Origin of the sequence: Candidatus Mycoplasma haematobovis (genome assembly GCF_001645765.1) — a bacterium.
GTDB classification, from domain to species: domain Bacteria; phylum Bacillota_I; class Bacilli_A; order Mycoplasmatales; family Mycoplasmoidaceae; genus Eperythrozoon_B; species Eperythrozoon_B haematobovis.
Genome location: NZ_LWUJ01000010.1, coordinates 132,912 through 148,507 on the forward strand (window position 1 = coordinate 132,912; position 15,596 = coordinate 148,507).

The window sequence follows — 15,596 nt, forward strand, 5'->3', positions numbered from 1 at the left end:
GTGTTATTTAATTTTTTCAACAGCCTTTTGAATTGTCACGTTTAACTCCTGATAAAGTCTTTGAAGTTCTGTTTGAGCCGCTATCGCTTCTTTCTTTTCTTGCTCATTTTCTAATTTTTGTTTACTTAAAAAGAACTGCGCCCTTGCAATAGCATCTTGTATTCTTCCAGCTAATGAAGCAGGTTTAATAGGTTCCATTAGTTGCTCTTTTTTAGCTGTTCCTTCCGGCATATTTGTGACACTCTCAAGAAGCTTTCTAGTTCCTTCTTGATTAACACTAAATGCATTGAATAAATCACCTACATCTTGAGTAGTCATTTGACTAAATACTTGTTGTTGCATAGTAGCAAAATTACTGAATAACGACATGAAATCTCCAAAGCCATTCTTATCCATAGCTTTAAAAAGAGTGGATATTAAAGGAGTGTTACCATTTAAATTTGCATTAAACAAACTACTAAATATACTCAATATATTCTTAACTAAAGGTGCAGAAGATTTAATACCATCTCTAATAGCTGTGTAGGTTTCTTTTTTTATTAATGATGGAGCAAAAGACTTTGCCATACTAAATATGGACTCTGATCATTTTGATAGTGTACTAAAAAGACTCTTTGCCCCTTCTGGAACATTACCAGAAGCAATACCTTTAGGAATTCACTTTACTATTGCTTTACCAACATTGCTACTTAACTTTGATCAATCGCCTAAAGTATTAAATAACTTCAAAGTACCACCTCCCAAACGTTGGGCAAAAGGCAAAAGGGGTTCAATTGCTTTCTGTGTAGCATTTTTTAAAGTCTTTTCTGCTTCTGCTGGAGGCTTAGAAATAGTAGTAACTACAGCTATAGAAGAAGTACTTGCTACTCCTAAAAATAATACTGGCTTTAAGGAACTAGAAAGAGTCCAATTATTAAAGAATGGTCTAGATAATGAAACGGCAATCATTATTAGTAGGATTAAAAAGAAAGTATGCTCAAATTATTAACTAAATTTACAGTAGTTATTGGGTTGTGCGGTTGTGCTATCTATATCGTATACTAATCAAGAAGCATCAGAACCTATACATAAAGTAAGTTTTATTAATAGAGATAAACCAATAACAGAAATAACAAGACTAGAAGATGTTGACGCATGAGGCAAACAACATGGTTGTAGCTTTGTTTTCATAAAGGATTGAAAAAAGAAAGAAATCTATACAGCAATGGGATTTGCAGATGCAAAAGGGGGCAAAACTAAAAATATTGGACGTAGCAACATCAGTTGAGAAAAAGCTATTGTTGAAGCTGTTAATGAATACAAGAATAATTGTCCTTCCAAATTAAAAGTATTTACTTTCAAATGAAGTTCAAGAAAGGGTAAATTTTATATAGGAGATCCAAGCGACACACCTAAATACGAAAGTAAAAAGCTTTTTTCCTTTTAGAAACGTTATTTATTTTTTTTAGCTTGTTGGATCAAACTATTTAGCTCTTCAGATAACTTTTTCAAATTGTCATAAACTGCTTTAGCTCTTTGTTTCTCTTCTTCGCTTAATTTTGAATGTTCTTTCGCTTTAAATTCTTTTGCTTCTTCAAGAGCTGCTTCAATTTTTCCCATCAATGTAGATGGTTTAAGAGCATTCATTAAATCTTGTTTCTTGACAATTGGTTTATCAGCAAATTCTTGCATAACCTGTGTTGTTTGTTTCTGATTAGCATTAAAGGAATTAACTAAATCTGAAACATCTTGGCTATTCATTTGACTAAATACATCTGGCTTCTTAGAAGCTAAATTCTGAAAGGCAGAGAAAAAATCACCAAATCCTTCTTTACCTGCAGCCTTAAATAACTCACTTAACAATGAAGTGTCTCCGCTCATATCTGCTTTCAACATATTGCTAAATAAACTAAGAATATTTCCCAACATAGGAGCATATTCTCTTAGCTTTTTCAAAGGATCTTCAGATAATAAAGGTTTAATTAAATCTTTCAAAAAACCATAAGCTGTTTCTCCTCATCCCTTTAAAGTAGCAAACATCTGTTTAGCTCCATTTGGTACATTGCCTGTAATAAGCTTTTTAGAAGCTCATGTACGTGCAATTGCTGCATAATTAGATCCACTTTTTGTTCAGCCCTCTAATTTTTCAAATAACTTAGTTGTTCCTCCTGTTAACTTATCGGTGAAAGGTGAAAGCGGTTCTGTTATTGTTTTAAGAGTACTATTAAATTTGTCTTGTAAATCATTATTTTTTGAAGAAGTAGAAGAATAAAAAGCTATTGAAGAAAGTCCTGCAACCCCAATTAATAAGAATGGTTTAAATGCTGAAGCAGAAAACCATACAGATGGTTGTGTAATAGTCAGTTGCATGAGAATAGATTTTATTTCTTAATAAATAAAGAATATTCATGAAAGTAGTGCTACAATAAATAGTATCTGTTAATATTAATTAAACTATCAGGGATTCTTAGTGAATTCCATCACTAAATCTATATTAACTTCGTCTGCGATAGTAGTACTTTCCCAGCTTGGTCACTCTATCCACAGCTTCCTTTTCTCTACTCCTAATATAGAGGTCTTCCTTGAAACTCAAGGATACACGCCTCTATTCAATGCAAAACTAAATAACTTCTCTAAGTGGAAAAGGAATTATCAAATTTACAAAAATGAATTAGTAAAGATAATTCCAGAAATAAAAGAAAATGATGAAAATGGTGGCTTTATCTTAAAGCAATGATGTAGAGTTAAGTTAAATCAAGAATTCATAGGAAAGAACTATTCTTATTTTGATTTAACTAAGAAATACTGCACCCTTAATATACAAAATGCTATTCTGGAAGAAGAAGGTGTAAGAACCATAGATGAAATATCAATTGATAAAGGAAAGCAATTATTTTCAAACTACGAAAGAGTCTTACAAGAATGTAAAGATAAATTCAGATTTCCCTATATTCCAAATAACAAACCAATATTTACAGAAACAAAAAAAGATTGCTCAACTAAGAACTGACTTTAGCTTGTAATTGTCCTATTAGTCCAGATATTTCATCAAATAAGCCTTGAAGTTTTTCTATTTGCTCCTCTCTTCCCAAATCAGATCTACCTACCGAATCATCTAATACTCCATCACTTCCATTAGCCTCTGAAGAATTAGGATTAATGGAAGAAGAGTCTTTTGGTTGATTTTCAATAGGATTTGTGCCTTTACTTTCCTCTAAATTTCCATTTGCAGAAACGCCTGATGAAGATTCTTGTTCTTCTGATTCATCTCCCTTGCCATCAGTAGACTCTTGTGTTTGTTTATCTTTTTCACATGGATTACATTGTTTTGAGGAACCATCGTCACTTTCGCCTGAAGGCCCCATATTACTTTGCACTTGTTCCTTCGTTACAGGACTATTCAAAGACTTAGCATCTTCTTCCGGAGTTTTATTTTCATCTACAGGTAAATCGCTTTTTTCACCAGTTCCCAGTATATCTTGAGTACTCTGACTTACGCTTGTTTGTAATTTATCGCCCCCCGGACCTTCTTCTTCATCTTTAGTTTTTTGTACATCTTCGCCTTCTCTTGAATGTTCATCCTGCGTTAGTAACTGAATACTTGGGTTATCAGCTTGAACATTACCCCATTCACCATTAAGTCCTTGTCCATTATTTTGTTGAATGTCTTTGTCTATATTGATTGGTTTTCCTTCTGGATTTGATGGTCCCTGACCACTAACTAAATCTATTTTGCCCTCTAATACTTTTTGAATTTCTTCAAACTGTTCTTTAGTTACTGGTGATACAGTTCCATCATTAGTTCCGTTTTCAGCATAATAATACTTTCTATTTTGAAAATCATCCACCTTTACTTCAATATCTTGCAATATCTCACTTACTTCTTGAATTACAGGTTTGTCATTTCTACTAAAGATAAGCATTCCTGAAGTTACAGAAGCTGCAACTCCAGAAGTAGTTAATAAAGCAAAAATCTTTGCCACATTACTGTACAACATAATTGAACTTTTACTTATTGTTACCTAAATAACAACACTTCCCAAACTATGACCTTGAAATTAAATTTCCTAAACTATTTGAGGTTTTAGCCAATTTACTTGCTCAATCTCTTAACTCTGAAACGCTAAGACCATCTGCATCTCCACCCGTACCAAGATTTGAAATTGCATCAAAAACATTATTTAAAGCACTAAAGTCAAAAGGCACATTAGGAAGGTCAAGATCTGGCAAAGGTGGCACTTTTAAATCTATTTGATCACGTGATGTGTGTAATTGATCTGAACTAACTTCATTTTGTGCAGGTAACTGATCCGCTTTCTTGCCTGTGCTATCTGAACTTGATTCACCCCCAGTAGATGGTGATGTTTCAATTGTTGATTTTGTTAATGGGCTTGTAGATTTCGCTTCTGGAGAAGTTAAATCACCTTTTACTTGTAAATCTTGACCATTTGAAGGCAAATCACTGTTATCTATTTTCGAATCCTGTAATTTGTTTTCAACAATAATATTCTCATTATTTTCCGCATCATCAACTGTAATTTCATTGCTCAATTCACTATCTTGTCTTTCTTGTTTAATAGGATTGTCATGTGATAAATCTTTTTCGCCCTCTTTATTTCCTTCTTCTTCAGATTTGTGTTTAGATTCTTCAAATGAAACTTTAATATCAGGAATTTGTGGAGCTTGAATGCTAGATGGTGAATCAGAAATACTTGGAACACCACTTGGTAATAAATTATCAACTAATTCTTTTGCAACTTCTTGTAAGTTTGAATCTGTACCTAAATCTTTAAGCAATCCAGATTTTTGCAATGCTTGAGCACTATTTGAAGCTTTTTGTGCAGTATTCTCCATAGACTTAAGATTCTCTTGCATTTGTGAACCATTTAACCCACTAATGTTTGGAACATTAGGATTTCCAGAAACATCAACATTTGGAATATCTCTTGAAGAAAGACTATCACGTCCCTCCATGCCTCTAACTGTCTGTTGTTGTTGTGATCTAAGATCTTTTCCAAATCTACCTAAATTATTAAGTGTGTTTGGATCTAAATTTCTTAATTCATCTTGTGAAAATTTGCTATCTTTAAATAAATTATTAAGTATAGCTTTAGGAAGTTGATCTAAAAATTCTGCCGCTTGTTCAGGGGTTTCGAATTCTGGGAATGTTTCTAAAGAACCATTCTCCTTCAAATGTTCAAGTAATTTCTTAGCTTTTTCTTCATCTTCAATAGTAACATTTTCTCCTGTACCATCTTTAGAGTAAAGCATAATACTCTCTTTGAAATCTTCGTTTAAAGTTACAAAGTTATCTAAATTTATTTCTTCTGGTTTTGCTTGTGCATCAGGGTCATGTTTCTTATGAGATATTAAAGAAACAGTGGTTAGTGTTGCAGTAGTTACACTAATGATTGGTAATACAACTTTAAGAAATTTAATAAATGAAATCATTACTTAAATAAGAAAGTGATTTTTAAAAATGAAAGTTAACTGTATTAAACACTTATTTGAAATAGATTCTTTAAAGTACCTAATACATCTTCAAGCTCTTGCCCCATTTTTTCAATTGCTTGTAATTGTTCTTGTGTCATTGGCTTCTGGCCATTTTCACCTGATACACCATCCTCATGACCTTTAGAAGAACTATGAGATGAATCATCTCCCTTTCCGCTTGTTTCTGGTAGTAAAGATCCTTCATCCCTTGATGAATCACCAGTAGAAGAAACTCCTTTTTGGCCATCTCCTTCACTTTTTGATTGTCTAATATCTGCTTCTCCAGTTTCAGACAAACTATCATCGGATGATACCTGTTCTTGATCTTCTTCTCTTACGCCACTGTCTTTAGAAGCAGATTGTTTTGGCTCTATTTTTTCCTGCTTTTCAATTGACATTTTTCCCTCATCTGAATCCCCTCCGTCCGGAGAAGATTTTTTAGACAAATCTTGTCCCTTACTTTTTGAAATCTCTTGTTGCCCTAATCCTTCGTTGTCTTGAACGGGATTTCCTTCTTCTTCAGTTCTCTGTTGGTCTTTGTCTAGCTCTTTAAGAGAGTTTGAATCAGTGTTTTCCCCTTCAAATTTATCATCTCTATCCTCCGCACCATTCGCTAAAGGATCATTTTTCTCTATTTTTTTAGAAATACCTTCCTCATTTTGTGTTGATCCACGGCTAAGAAATTTCTCAACATCCTCCATTGAAATTTGACTCTGATCGCCCTCCGGCACAAATTTCTTAAATTCTTCTTGCAAGTTTTGATGCGGTTTATCTATATTAAATGATGAACTTGATTCTTTAGAAAGATTATCAAGTAGCTCTTTAGATAATCTTTCTAAATCTTCTTTGCTAATGGACTTGCCTTCATTTGTCCCGTCTTCAGAATAAAGAATAATTTGTTCTTCAAATTTTTCTTTTGGCTTTTCAAAATCCTTTAAGACTGTATCTTCATTTGAACTATTTAATTTTGGATCTTCCTTTTTGGAAGATACTAATGAAACAGTAGCTATTGTTGCAGATGTTACTGTGGCAACGGGCAACGCAATCTTTAATAACTTAACTAAAGGAAACATTATCTAAATAACAAATCTAGATTTAAGTTGAGATAGAACATCTGTTACTTGACCATACAGCCCCTCTAATACACTCAATTGTTCTTGATTTGTTAATGAAGAGCCTGCTGTTTCTTCATCTAATACACCATCTCTATCTCTATCTCTTGACGAATTATTCTCTGTTTTAGATTCAAAATTAACTTCGCCTTTTTCCTGTTTTGTATTTTTTTCTTTTGACTGTAGTTCCTTAGGTTCAGAATCAGTCTTAACCCCTAAATTTTCATCGCTTGTTTGATCTAATTCTTTATTTTCCTCAGAATCTCTAGAGCCTTTTTTGGCTTTTGGACAAGGTTTACACTCCTCAGAGCCGACATCTGAATCTCCTTCGCCAGATATTAACTCTTTACTTTCAGAACCATCTTGTTTATCTTGTATTTCTGTTTGTTTTGATAATGAGTCTTTATTTCCCTTCTCAATATCAACTTGAATTGGTTTTTGCTCTCCTTTTTGTTCCCCATGATCATTCTTTAAAACTGAGCCAGATTTCTCTCTATCTGACTCTTCATCTGAATCATCTCTTTTTCCGTTCTCTTCTTTTCCTTTTTCTGGATCTAGATCTGATTGTTTTTTGCCATCTTTTGCATCGATAGATGATACTTGTTTCTTTCCATTAGCATCATCTAAATTTTCAGGGTTATCTTCGGATCTATTTTTCTGTAAGGAAAGCTGAGGAATACTAATACTATTATCTCAATTATCATCTGTTATTTCAGCATTCCTATGAGCGTCTGGTGATTGTTGATCCCTTTCTGATAGTCCTACAGATTTAGCTAATTTTTTTTGACCCTTTAGTATTTCTTGAATTCTTTCATATTGCTCTTTTGTTATCTTGGGTCTCTTACCATCGCTAGTTCCATTCTCATCATAAAAATATTGCTCTTTTTGAAATTCATCTGCTTGAATTTCAATATTTGTCAATATTTCACTTACTTCTTTAGTTACAGGTTTATCATTCCTATTAAAGATAAGCATACCTACAGTTACAGAAGCTGCAACTCCAGAGGTAGACAAGATTGTTAATAATCTTGCCGTATTACTAAACAACATGAATCCACACTTTTACTTAGTATCTCCTTAGAGAGCTAAATAACTATGAATTTTTTATTAAATTATCAAGCTTTTGTTCAGTTGTAAACACACTATCTGCCAATGTTCTTAAATCACCTAAACTAAGATTTTCTTCACTTCCCCCAGTACCAAAAGGATTGTTTTTGAATAAATCACCAAACATGCCTTGCAAAGAAGAAAGATCAGGAAGAACTAAATCAGGCATGGGTGGGATTTCTAAGTTCAAATCAATAGTTTCATTTGAGCTCATATCATTTGGTAATTTAGGTGCCCCCAAGTTTGTAGATCTGTCGGACATATTATGTGGAGCTGGTGGAGCTGGTGGAGCTTCATTTCCTTTAGCATTTTGTGATTCATGGCTTTGAGTTGGTTCTTTCAATTCTGGAGAATCTTTTGGTAAAGAAACATCTTCAGGAATTTCATTTGTTGATTCATAAGAATCTGGTTTTGCAGGAGACGTTTGAACCATATCTTGTTGTAATTCATTATTTGTTTCTTGTCCAGAATCATCAATACTTGATGGTTGTGGTTTTTGAGCATCACTATCGCTTCCACGATCTTGTTTTTCAGAAGATTCAAGTTCTGCATTATCTGATTGGTCAGTATTCTTACCGAATCTAATATTCACATTCATATTTGGAACATTTGGATATGGAATATCATTAGCCCCTATTGGAGGAATGGCAGGTGCCGGCATTCCTTGTTGCATATTCCTTCCAAAATCAGACAATGTATTTGCCATATTATTCATAGTATTTAAAGTTTCTTCATCCATTCCGCCCATATTTGAAGGATCAATATTAGGCATATTCTTCATTGGTCCAAAATCAGGCTGTTTCAAATCTGGTTGACTCTCCATATTCATAGACATTTTTGGAGTATTAGGAGACTTACCATTAAACATATTCCTTGGTGGATCTTGCATACCAGAACTCTGAGGATGATTCATATTTTGGCCAAAATTAAACTGTGGAGACTTCAATACTTTTCCTAGTTTTCCTTCTTTGCCAAATTTACTTGAAGCTAACTTAGATAACTCTTCCGGCGATAAATTACTTCCCTTTAATAAATCACTTAATATCTTCTCTGGCATTTTCTCAAGAAATTCCATTGCTTCTTCAGGAGATTTAAAGTCTGGTAAATCGCCTTCAGATTCATCTTTTTTTAAATTATCAATAAGTTTCTTTGCTTTTTTTGCATCTTCAACAGTAATATTCTCTCCCTTACCATCAGTAGAAAAAAGCAATAGCTTTTCTCTAAAGTTTTCATCTATAGTTACAAAGCTATTTAGATTTATCTCTTCTGATTTTGTCTTTTCATCAGGATCATGCTTCTTGCGAGACACTAAGGAAGCAGTAGTCAACGTTGCTGTAGTTGCACTAATAATTGGCAACACAATTTTGAGAAACTTAACAAATGAAATCATTATTTAAAGAACTTTGTGCTTTTTAGGAAAGAGACTATATTTGAAAACTATCACCTAACAATTTCTTTAAAGAGTCTAATGCTGTTGAAGCTTCAGATTCTATTTCTTTAAATCTCTTAAGTTGTTCCTCTGTTATAGGTTCCTTTCCATCTTCTTGGCCGCCAGAAATAGAATCAGAAGAACCTATATCGCTAGATCCATCTTGGTTCTTAGATGATTCTCCACCTAAAGAAGATTGTGAGTCTCCTTCATCTTTTTGTTCGCTTGGCGAATCTTCTTTTGTTCCTATTTGATCTTCATCGCTTTTGCCTTCGTCCTCTGGAATAATTTGATCTTTAGTTTTCGCAGAAATATCATTTGGCTCTGAAGAATCATTAACACCATCACTAGGTTCTTGAATATTTGCTTTAACAGAATTTTCTTCACCCATTTCTGAATCTACTGAAGGTTGTGGTGAATCTAAATCTTTTTTGTGCTCTTCTTGGCCTTGCTTATCTAGACTATTTTGTTTTGATTCTTCATCATTTTGATTGCCTGTTTCCCCGCCTTTTTCTTCTGCCACTGTAGGAGCTTGTGCACCTCCCTCTGGAGTTTTTTCATCTACTTCAGGAACAGAAACCAATGGTAAAGAAGGTTCATCAGAACTATTTGTATCATTTTGAACTCCTTTATCTTCTTGTGGAGATTTAACAGGATCTTTAGGTGGAGTATCTAAATCATTTTGTGATTTTGGGCCAGAATCTTTATCTGATAACTTATTTTCTTCTTTAGCCTTAAGTATCTTCTCTAAATCTTTACTATCAACACTTACGCTTTCTTCTTGGCCATCTTCAGAATAAAGCATAATGCGCTCTTTAAAATCTTCAACCGGTCTTTCAAAATCCTCTAAGACTTTATCTTTGGCTTCCTTACTTAACTTAGTATCATCTTTTTTGAAAGATACTAAAGAAACAGTAGCTATTGTTGCTGCAGTTACTGTGGTAACTGGCAACACAATCTTTAAGAGCTTAATAAAGGGAAACATTATTTAATATTCTCTTTAACAAACTAAACCAATAAACCTTCCAACTCCTGTAAAGTGTTTGAAACGTCTTTTCCTAATTGAGATATTCTTTCCACATCTTCTGGAGTCATTTCATCAGTTCCCTTTTCTCCTGCTAGGACATCCTTAAATCCTCCTGCGTTCTGCTGTGAAGAATGTAATTGCCTTTGGTCAGTTAAAGAATTGTTTGCTTCTTGATTTTCATTTGACTGAATAGAGTTTGGATTTTCTGAATCTTTTCTTTCACTATCTGAACTATCTGAACTATCTGAACTATCTGAACTATCTGATTTTGAAGTTAAAGAATTCTCTGTAGATTGCGACAGGTCTTCTGATGAAGAACCTTCTTCGGATTTTAATTCTGATTTTATTGGCTCATCTTTGCCATCGCTTACATATGATGGCGCCTCATCTCCTGATTCCTCAAAATTATTTTCAAAAGTATCTTTTGATTTTGCAGATGTTGAAGAAGGTTCTGCTGAAGATAATGTCTGTGATTCGCCATCTTCTGCACCTAAATCGGTTTTTTCTTTATTTTCAGAATCCTTTTCTCCTTCTGGTGCTGGTCCCTTTGTTTCAACAGATGTAGGATCAGGATATTCCTTAATTTGAGGCTCATCAAAAGTAAAAGCGTTTGTTTCTTTTGATGTGTCTTTTTCGTCTTTTGGTATATTTTCAATATCTCTCTGTAATTTCTTAATTAACTCAGAGGGATCAGTAACAGTGTCGCCTTCTTCTCCAACATTCTCTTTAATGCCTTCTTTTTTAAGTCTCTCTAATAACTGTTGTCTTTCTTCATCATTTGCAACCTTTATCCCATCTCCTTTACCGTTTTCAGCATAAAGCATAATTTGCTCTTTAAATTCCTCGCTTGGTTTTTCAAAATCCTCTAATACTTTGTCTTCTGCTTCTTTATCTAATTTATTATCTGTTTTTTGAAAAGATACTAAAGAAACAGTAGCTATTGTTGCTGCAGTTACCGTGGTAACTGGCAACACAACCTTTAATAATTTAATAAAGGGAAACATTTCTTAAAGCAACAAAATAACTAGAGTTTAGACAATATTTCACTTAATGCATCTTTTGCTGAACCCAGTTCATTTTGTCATCTTTGTAGCTCTGCTAAATCAAACCTAGTTACATCAGAATCGCCAAATAAATCACCTTCTCCTCTATCCTGCTGTTGATGGTTTTGGTGTCTTTCTGATTCTTTATATGACCCTCTTTGATCTTGATTACTGTTTTCAAAACCTTCACTTCCTTGTTGATGTTGATTGCTATCTTTGCCCGTCTCTTTTGGATTATCTTTTTCATCTTCTTTATGTTCTAAAGTCTTTAATTCAGAACCTGATTCAGAATCATCATTTTGTGGTTCAGTTGTTTTTGCTTCTGTTAAAGAATCTCCATCTTGTTCTTCGCTCTGTTCTTTTCCGGCTTCACCTAAATCATTTGAATTATCTTCATTAATTTCATTTGTTTGTGGTTCTCCCTTTAATTTTCCTTCCCCTTCCTGTTGAATATCTCCACCTACTTCTCCCTCTTTGGTGCCTGCTTTTTCATCTGATCCTTGAACATTGCCCAAATCAGGATTATCTGATTGATTTGAAGAATCTAAGCCACCACCAGATTTAACATCTGATTGTTCTTTATTTGAAACTGACGTTTTTGCCTCTTGAGATTGTGGCTCTCCTTGGCTAGTATTCTTCTCTGTTTTTGGTAAATTTATAGATGGCTCATGAACTTCTTTACTATCAGTTGGTTGCGAACTAGATTCTTGAGGTCTGGAATCTACATTTTCTGGTACAGTATCTCTTCTTTCTCCCTGATCAGTAATTTCAGCACCTTTTGCCATCAATTCCTCTATTCTTTTTGATTCTGCTTCGCTTAATTCTGTTGTTCCTTTACCTTTCCCGTTTTTGGCATAAAATATTTTCCTGTCTTTAAAATTCTCGTTTACTTCTGAAAAATCTTTAAGTCCCTCATCTAAATCTTGTTCTTTATTATTAAGGTCATTCTTGCTCGAAGACACTAAGAGTGTTGTTGCGATCGTTGCAGATGTTACTGTGGCAACGGGCAACGCAATCTTTAAGAATTTAATAGAGGAAAACATCAATTACCTTTTAAATACTGAAAAACTATCCTAACAACAAACGTTTCAAATCATCTAATGCTTTTGCAGCGCCATCACCTAACCTAATAAGTTCATCCAATTTCTCTTTGGTCACGGGTTCTCTACCTGACTCATTTGATACACCATCTTGTTCACCTTGTGAAGAATTTGATTCATCTCCTCCGAAATTATCTCCTTTAGATTCTTTTTGAGCATCAACCTTTGATGATACATCCTCATTATCTTCGGATCCATCACCATTTTCCTGAACACTAGGCAATGTATCTTTTTCTCTATCTAAACTATCTGTCTCAGTACTTTCTCCATTTTTTTCTGGCATATCTTGAACAGGTTCTTGCGATTTAATATCTGCTGTTGGCACGCCTTCATCACTATCAACAGATTCTCCAGTTCTTTTTGGCTCACTAAATTTCTTTTCTGAATCGCCTAAATTTTCAGAGTCTTCTGCGCCTTCTTGAGGAGTGCTCTTTTCAGAATCGTCATCTGTTAAATCACTTGAAGGGTCCGGCATTGGTGGTAAATTTATCTGCACATCTGCCTCCGGCTGACCTGAACCGGAAAGTTCGCCTTCTAAATCAATTGCTTTTGGAACATCTACTGCTTTATTCTCTATTTGTTGACCTTCTGATGGATCATTTGACCCTCTTTCTCGAAGTTCTTTAATAGGTTCATCAGTTTGTTTCAAATGACCTTTATTTTTCTCTAATTCTTCAAGAAGTTGTTGTTTTTGTTTCTCATCTTTAATAGCAACATTATCACCTTGTCCATCTTTAGCATAAAGCATTGTTTGTTCTTTAAATTCTTCAACTGGTTTTTCAAAATCCTCTAAGACTTTATCAGTGGTTTCTTTATCTAATTTATTATCTGCCTTTTGAAAAGACACTAAAGAGACAGTAGCTATTGTTGCTGCAGTTACCGTAGTAACTGGCAGTACAATTTTTAAGAGCTTAATTAAAGGAAACATTTTTTAAATTAACAAATTATGTGATTAAATCTCAGATAATATTGCATTTAAAGCATCTTTTGCTAAACCTAACTCATCTTGTCATTTTTGTAGCTCCTCTAAATTAAACCTAGTTACATCAGAATCGCCAAATAATTCATCTTGTCCTCTGTCGTGTTGTTGAACTTTATTACCTTTTGATTCCCTAGATAATTCTCCTGATTCTTTATCGTCTTTTGTATGATTTTCATTATCTTGTTTAAGGACTGAATCAAATTCATTATTTTCTCCAGAAGCTACTTGGACAGATGATTGTGACTCATGTAAAGTTTTTTCATTCCTTTCATCCTGTAAATTCCCGTCTCCTTGACTTTGATTATTTTTGACATCCTCTTGGGATTTAGCCTTTAAACTTTCTTCTCCTTCCCCAGAATCTAGATCCTTTTTGCCTTCCGCTTCATTTGGTTCGTTTGATAATTGATTTTTTTGTCCCTCATCTTCTGAACTAACATCATCAACTAAACCTCCTTTTTCTTTATTTTCACTACCTTCTCCATCGCTATCAGCTACTTCATCAGAATTATCTAGTGCGCCTGAAGCATTTAAATCACTATAAACTTCACTGTCTTTTTCTTTGTTTAATGGAGATTGCACTTTAACACTAGGTTCCATTATTGCATCATTCCTAGATTCTGTTGTTTCTTTTGAAACCTGATCTCCTTGCATTTGCGCATCAGGCTTTGGTAATGAAGTTCCTGCAACATCAGGAACGCTATCAGATATATTTCCTATATTGTTAATATCAGCCCCTTCATCTATAAGTTTTTGTAATTTTTCAGATTCTTCTTCTCCTAAAGCAACTGTTCCGTCTCCATCTCCCTGCTTAGAGTAAAAGATTTTCTTCTCCTTAAAGTCTTCAACTAAATTTACAAAATCAGTAAGTATTGAATCCTTTTCTTTTCCTGTATTTGACAAATCATGCCTACTTGAAGAAACTAAGAATGTTGTTGCGGTCGTTGCAGATGTTACTGTGGCAACGGGCAACGCAATCTTTAAGAATTTAATGAAAGAAAGCATCAATTAAATAATACTTTTAAATTAATCAATAAATTCCTCAGTTAAGTCTCCATCTCAAAATCCTGAGAAAGCTGAAGCCCAAACTCTTCTTGAGCCAGAAGATGGAATTCCTGTTGTTTCTCTTCTATCTTCATCGCTACCAGAACCAACAACTGCAGAATTGCTTGGATCATTTTGAACTTGATTTGCGTCTCCACTACCATTATCGTTTCCTGCACTATCTTGAGTTCTATCTCCTTGTTTTCCTTCCTCTTGGTCTCCTGCTTCTTGACCCTGTATATTATTTTGGCCCCCCTCAGAAGATCCTTGTGTAAGGGATGAAAGATTATTTAACAACCCTTGTAAATTTCCTAAAGTATCTCCGCTTGGTAAACCTTCACTTCCAAGTACGTTTACTATATCTGTTCCACTAGATCTTGGTGTTCCTTCATCAGCAACTGGTTCTTTTGGACCATCTTCAGAATCTTGTCCTTTACCTTCTCCAGAACCGCCCGCACCTTGTGCTCCCATATCTCCTTTTTTGACTGTATAGACTAGATCGCCTTTTCCATCTTGTTTTCCTTGACCTTTTCCTCCTTTACCATCAGCTTCATCTTTCTTATTTCCTTTTGCACCTTCTTTGCCTTCCTTTGATTTCTCTCCTTCTTCCTTCTGTTCATCCGCTGTTTTTGATAATAAAGAAGTAATAGGGTCAGGAATTTCTTGAAAGATAAGTAATCCTGTAGTTGCTATAGGAACAGCAATAGATAATTGTGGTAAGAAAGAAGTAATTTTTCTAGCCATAGTAGTCTCTCTTTATAGTTAATTAAATAATTTAAGAACCCAAACTACACACAAGTGCAGATACTTTTTGTGAATGTTTTAGCTAAAATAGGATTAGGTTGCAGAGTTGCAACTAGTCTTACGGGTATGGGATATGGTATCTATGATAGTAATAAACAAAACATAAAAACAACCAAATTGTAGAATTATCCTCTTTAGATGAATTTAATAACAACTACCAATTCATTACTTCATTCTTTAATTTTTCGGTAAAGTCATGGTTTTCTGAATATCTAAATTACTAAGAATTACTACTATCACTTCAATATTTGGTATAGTTGGTGGTAGTATTGGATACTTAACTAAAAATGACAATAGTAAAGAAAAAATAGAAAAAACTGAAGAAAAAGAAATAAGGAAAGGTCCAAAAGGACCTTATTGTAAGAGACTTGGTTGAATGTCCAATTACGATTGATACAATGAAGAACACTGCAAAAAAAGGATTGATAGATTAAATAGGAAAAGGCAAAGCTAATTACAAAAGTTTATTGGTCAATATT

The 15,596-nt window shown here is 34.0% G+C and carries 16 protein-coding genes; 3 read left to right on the plus strand and 13 right to left on the minus strand.

Annotated elements, in window-relative coordinates; genetic code table 4:
• Positions 1 to 3: 3 nt before the first annotated feature.
• Positions 4 to 948: a hypothetical protein gene (locus A6V39_RS01315; protein WP_187149875.1), complete on the minus strand. Its 945-nt coding sequence runs from the start codon at positions 946 to 948 to the stop codon at positions 4 to 6.
• A 58-nt stretch (positions 949 to 1,006) separates the two neighbouring features.
• Here A6V39_RS01315 and A6V39_RS01320 point away from each other — a divergent pair, with 58 nt between their 5' ends.
• Positions 1,007 to 1,426, plus strand: a complete 420-nt coding sequence (locus tag A6V39_RS01320; RefSeq protein WP_187149876.1) for a hypothetical protein — start codon at positions 1,007 to 1,009, stop codon at positions 1,424 to 1,426.
• Positions 1,427 to 1,431: 5 nt separating this feature from the next.
• Here A6V39_RS01320 and A6V39_RS01325 read toward each other — a convergent pair whose 3' ends face one another.
• Entirely contained in the window at positions 1,432 to 2,349 is a 918-nt protein-coding gene (locus A6V39_RS01325) for a hypothetical protein (RefSeq protein ID WP_187149877.1), read from the minus strand.
• A 100-nt stretch (positions 2,350 to 2,449) separates the two neighbouring features.
• Here A6V39_RS01325 and A6V39_RS01330 point away from each other — a divergent pair, with 100 nt between their 5' ends.
• Positions 2,450 to 2,995 (plus strand): hypothetical protein, encoded by a 546-nt coding sequence (locus tag A6V39_RS01330; protein WP_187149878.1) that lies wholly within the window; start codon positions 2,450 to 2,452, stop codon positions 2,993 to 2,995.
• Here A6V39_RS01330 and A6V39_RS01335 read toward each other — a convergent pair.
• Genes A6V39_RS01335 through A6V39_RS01385 form a run of 11 tightly spaced genes read right to left on the minus strand, consistent with a single transcriptional unit; the run spans position 2,979 to position 15,057 of the window.
• Positions 2,979 to 3,977 carry a hypothetical protein gene (locus A6V39_RS01335; RefSeq protein WP_187149879.1) on the minus strand — a complete coding sequence of 333 codons (999 nt, stop codon included), beginning with the start codon at positions 3,975 to 3,977 and terminating at the stop codon, positions 2,979 to 2,981. The genes A6V39_RS01330 and A6V39_RS01335 overlap by 17 nt on opposite strands.
• Before the next feature lie 46 nt (positions 3,978 to 4,023).
• The gene (locus tag A6V39_RS01340; protein ID WP_187149880.1) at positions 4,024 to 5,430 is read right to left on the minus strand and encodes a hypothetical protein; all 1,407 of its coding nucleotides are present in this window, start codon (positions 5,428 to 5,430) and stop codon (positions 4,024 to 4,026) included.
• 44 nt (positions 5,431 to 5,474) lie between these two features.
• Entirely contained in the window at positions 5,475 to 6,545 is a 1,071-nt protein-coding gene (locus A6V39_RS01345; protein WP_187149881.1) for a hypothetical protein, read from the minus strand.
• A 3-nt stretch (positions 6,546 to 6,548) separates the two neighbouring features.
• The gene (locus A6V39_RS01350; RefSeq protein ID WP_187149882.1) at positions 6,549 to 7,634 is read right to left on the minus strand and encodes a hypothetical protein; all 1,086 of its coding nucleotides are present in this window, start codon (positions 7,632 to 7,634) and stop codon (positions 6,549 to 6,551) included.
• A gap of 43 nt (positions 7,635 to 7,677) precedes the next feature.
• Positions 7,678 to 9,081, minus strand: coding sequence for a hypothetical protein (locus A6V39_RS01355; protein ID WP_187149883.1), 1,404 nt, complete (start codon positions 9,079 to 9,081; stop codon positions 7,678 to 7,680).
• A 34-nt stretch (positions 9,082 to 9,115) separates the two neighbouring features.
• Complete coding sequence (locus A6V39_RS01360) at positions 9,116 to 10,105, minus strand: putative sodium/potassium/calcium exchanger (protein WP_187149884.1); 990 nt, start codon at positions 10,103 to 10,105, stop codon at positions 9,116 to 9,118.
• A 23-nt stretch (positions 10,106 to 10,128) separates the two neighbouring features.
• Positions 10,129 to 11,151: a hypothetical protein gene (locus tag A6V39_RS01365; RefSeq protein WP_187149885.1), complete on the minus strand. Its 1,023-nt coding sequence runs from the start codon at positions 11,149 to 11,151 to the stop codon at positions 10,129 to 10,131.
• Between the two features lie 20 nt (positions 11,152 to 11,171).
• Positions 11,172 to 12,233, minus strand: a complete 1,062-nt coding sequence (locus A6V39_RS01370; protein WP_187149886.1) for a putative sodium/potassium/calcium exchanger — start codon at positions 12,231 to 12,233, stop codon at positions 11,172 to 11,174.
• Between the two features lie 25 nt (positions 12,234 to 12,258).
• Positions 12,259 to 13,218, minus strand: coding sequence for a midas domain-containing protein (locus tag A6V39_RS01375; RefSeq protein ID WP_187149887.1), 960 nt, complete (start codon positions 13,216 to 13,218; stop codon positions 12,259 to 12,261).
• 24 nt (positions 13,219 to 13,242) lie between these two features.
• Positions 13,243 to 14,274 (minus strand): hypothetical protein, encoded by a 1,032-nt coding sequence (locus tag A6V39_RS01380; RefSeq protein ID WP_187149888.1) that lies wholly within the window; start codon positions 14,272 to 14,274, stop codon positions 13,243 to 13,245.
• Between the two features lie 21 nt (positions 14,275 to 14,295).
• On the minus strand, positions 14,296 to 15,057 hold the full coding sequence (locus A6V39_RS01385; RefSeq protein WP_187149889.1) for a hypothetical protein: 762 nt from the start codon (positions 15,055 to 15,057) through the stop codon (positions 14,296 to 14,298).
• 256 nt (positions 15,058 to 15,313) lie between these two features.
• On the opposite strand from A6V39_RS01385, the gene A6V39_RS01390 reads away from it, so the two are divergent.
• A complete protein-coding gene (locus A6V39_RS01390) occupies positions 15,314 to 15,571 on the plus strand; it encodes a hypothetical protein (protein ID WP_187149890.1) in 258 nt (85 codons plus the stop codon).
• Positions 15,572 to 15,596 lie beyond the last annotated feature (25 nt).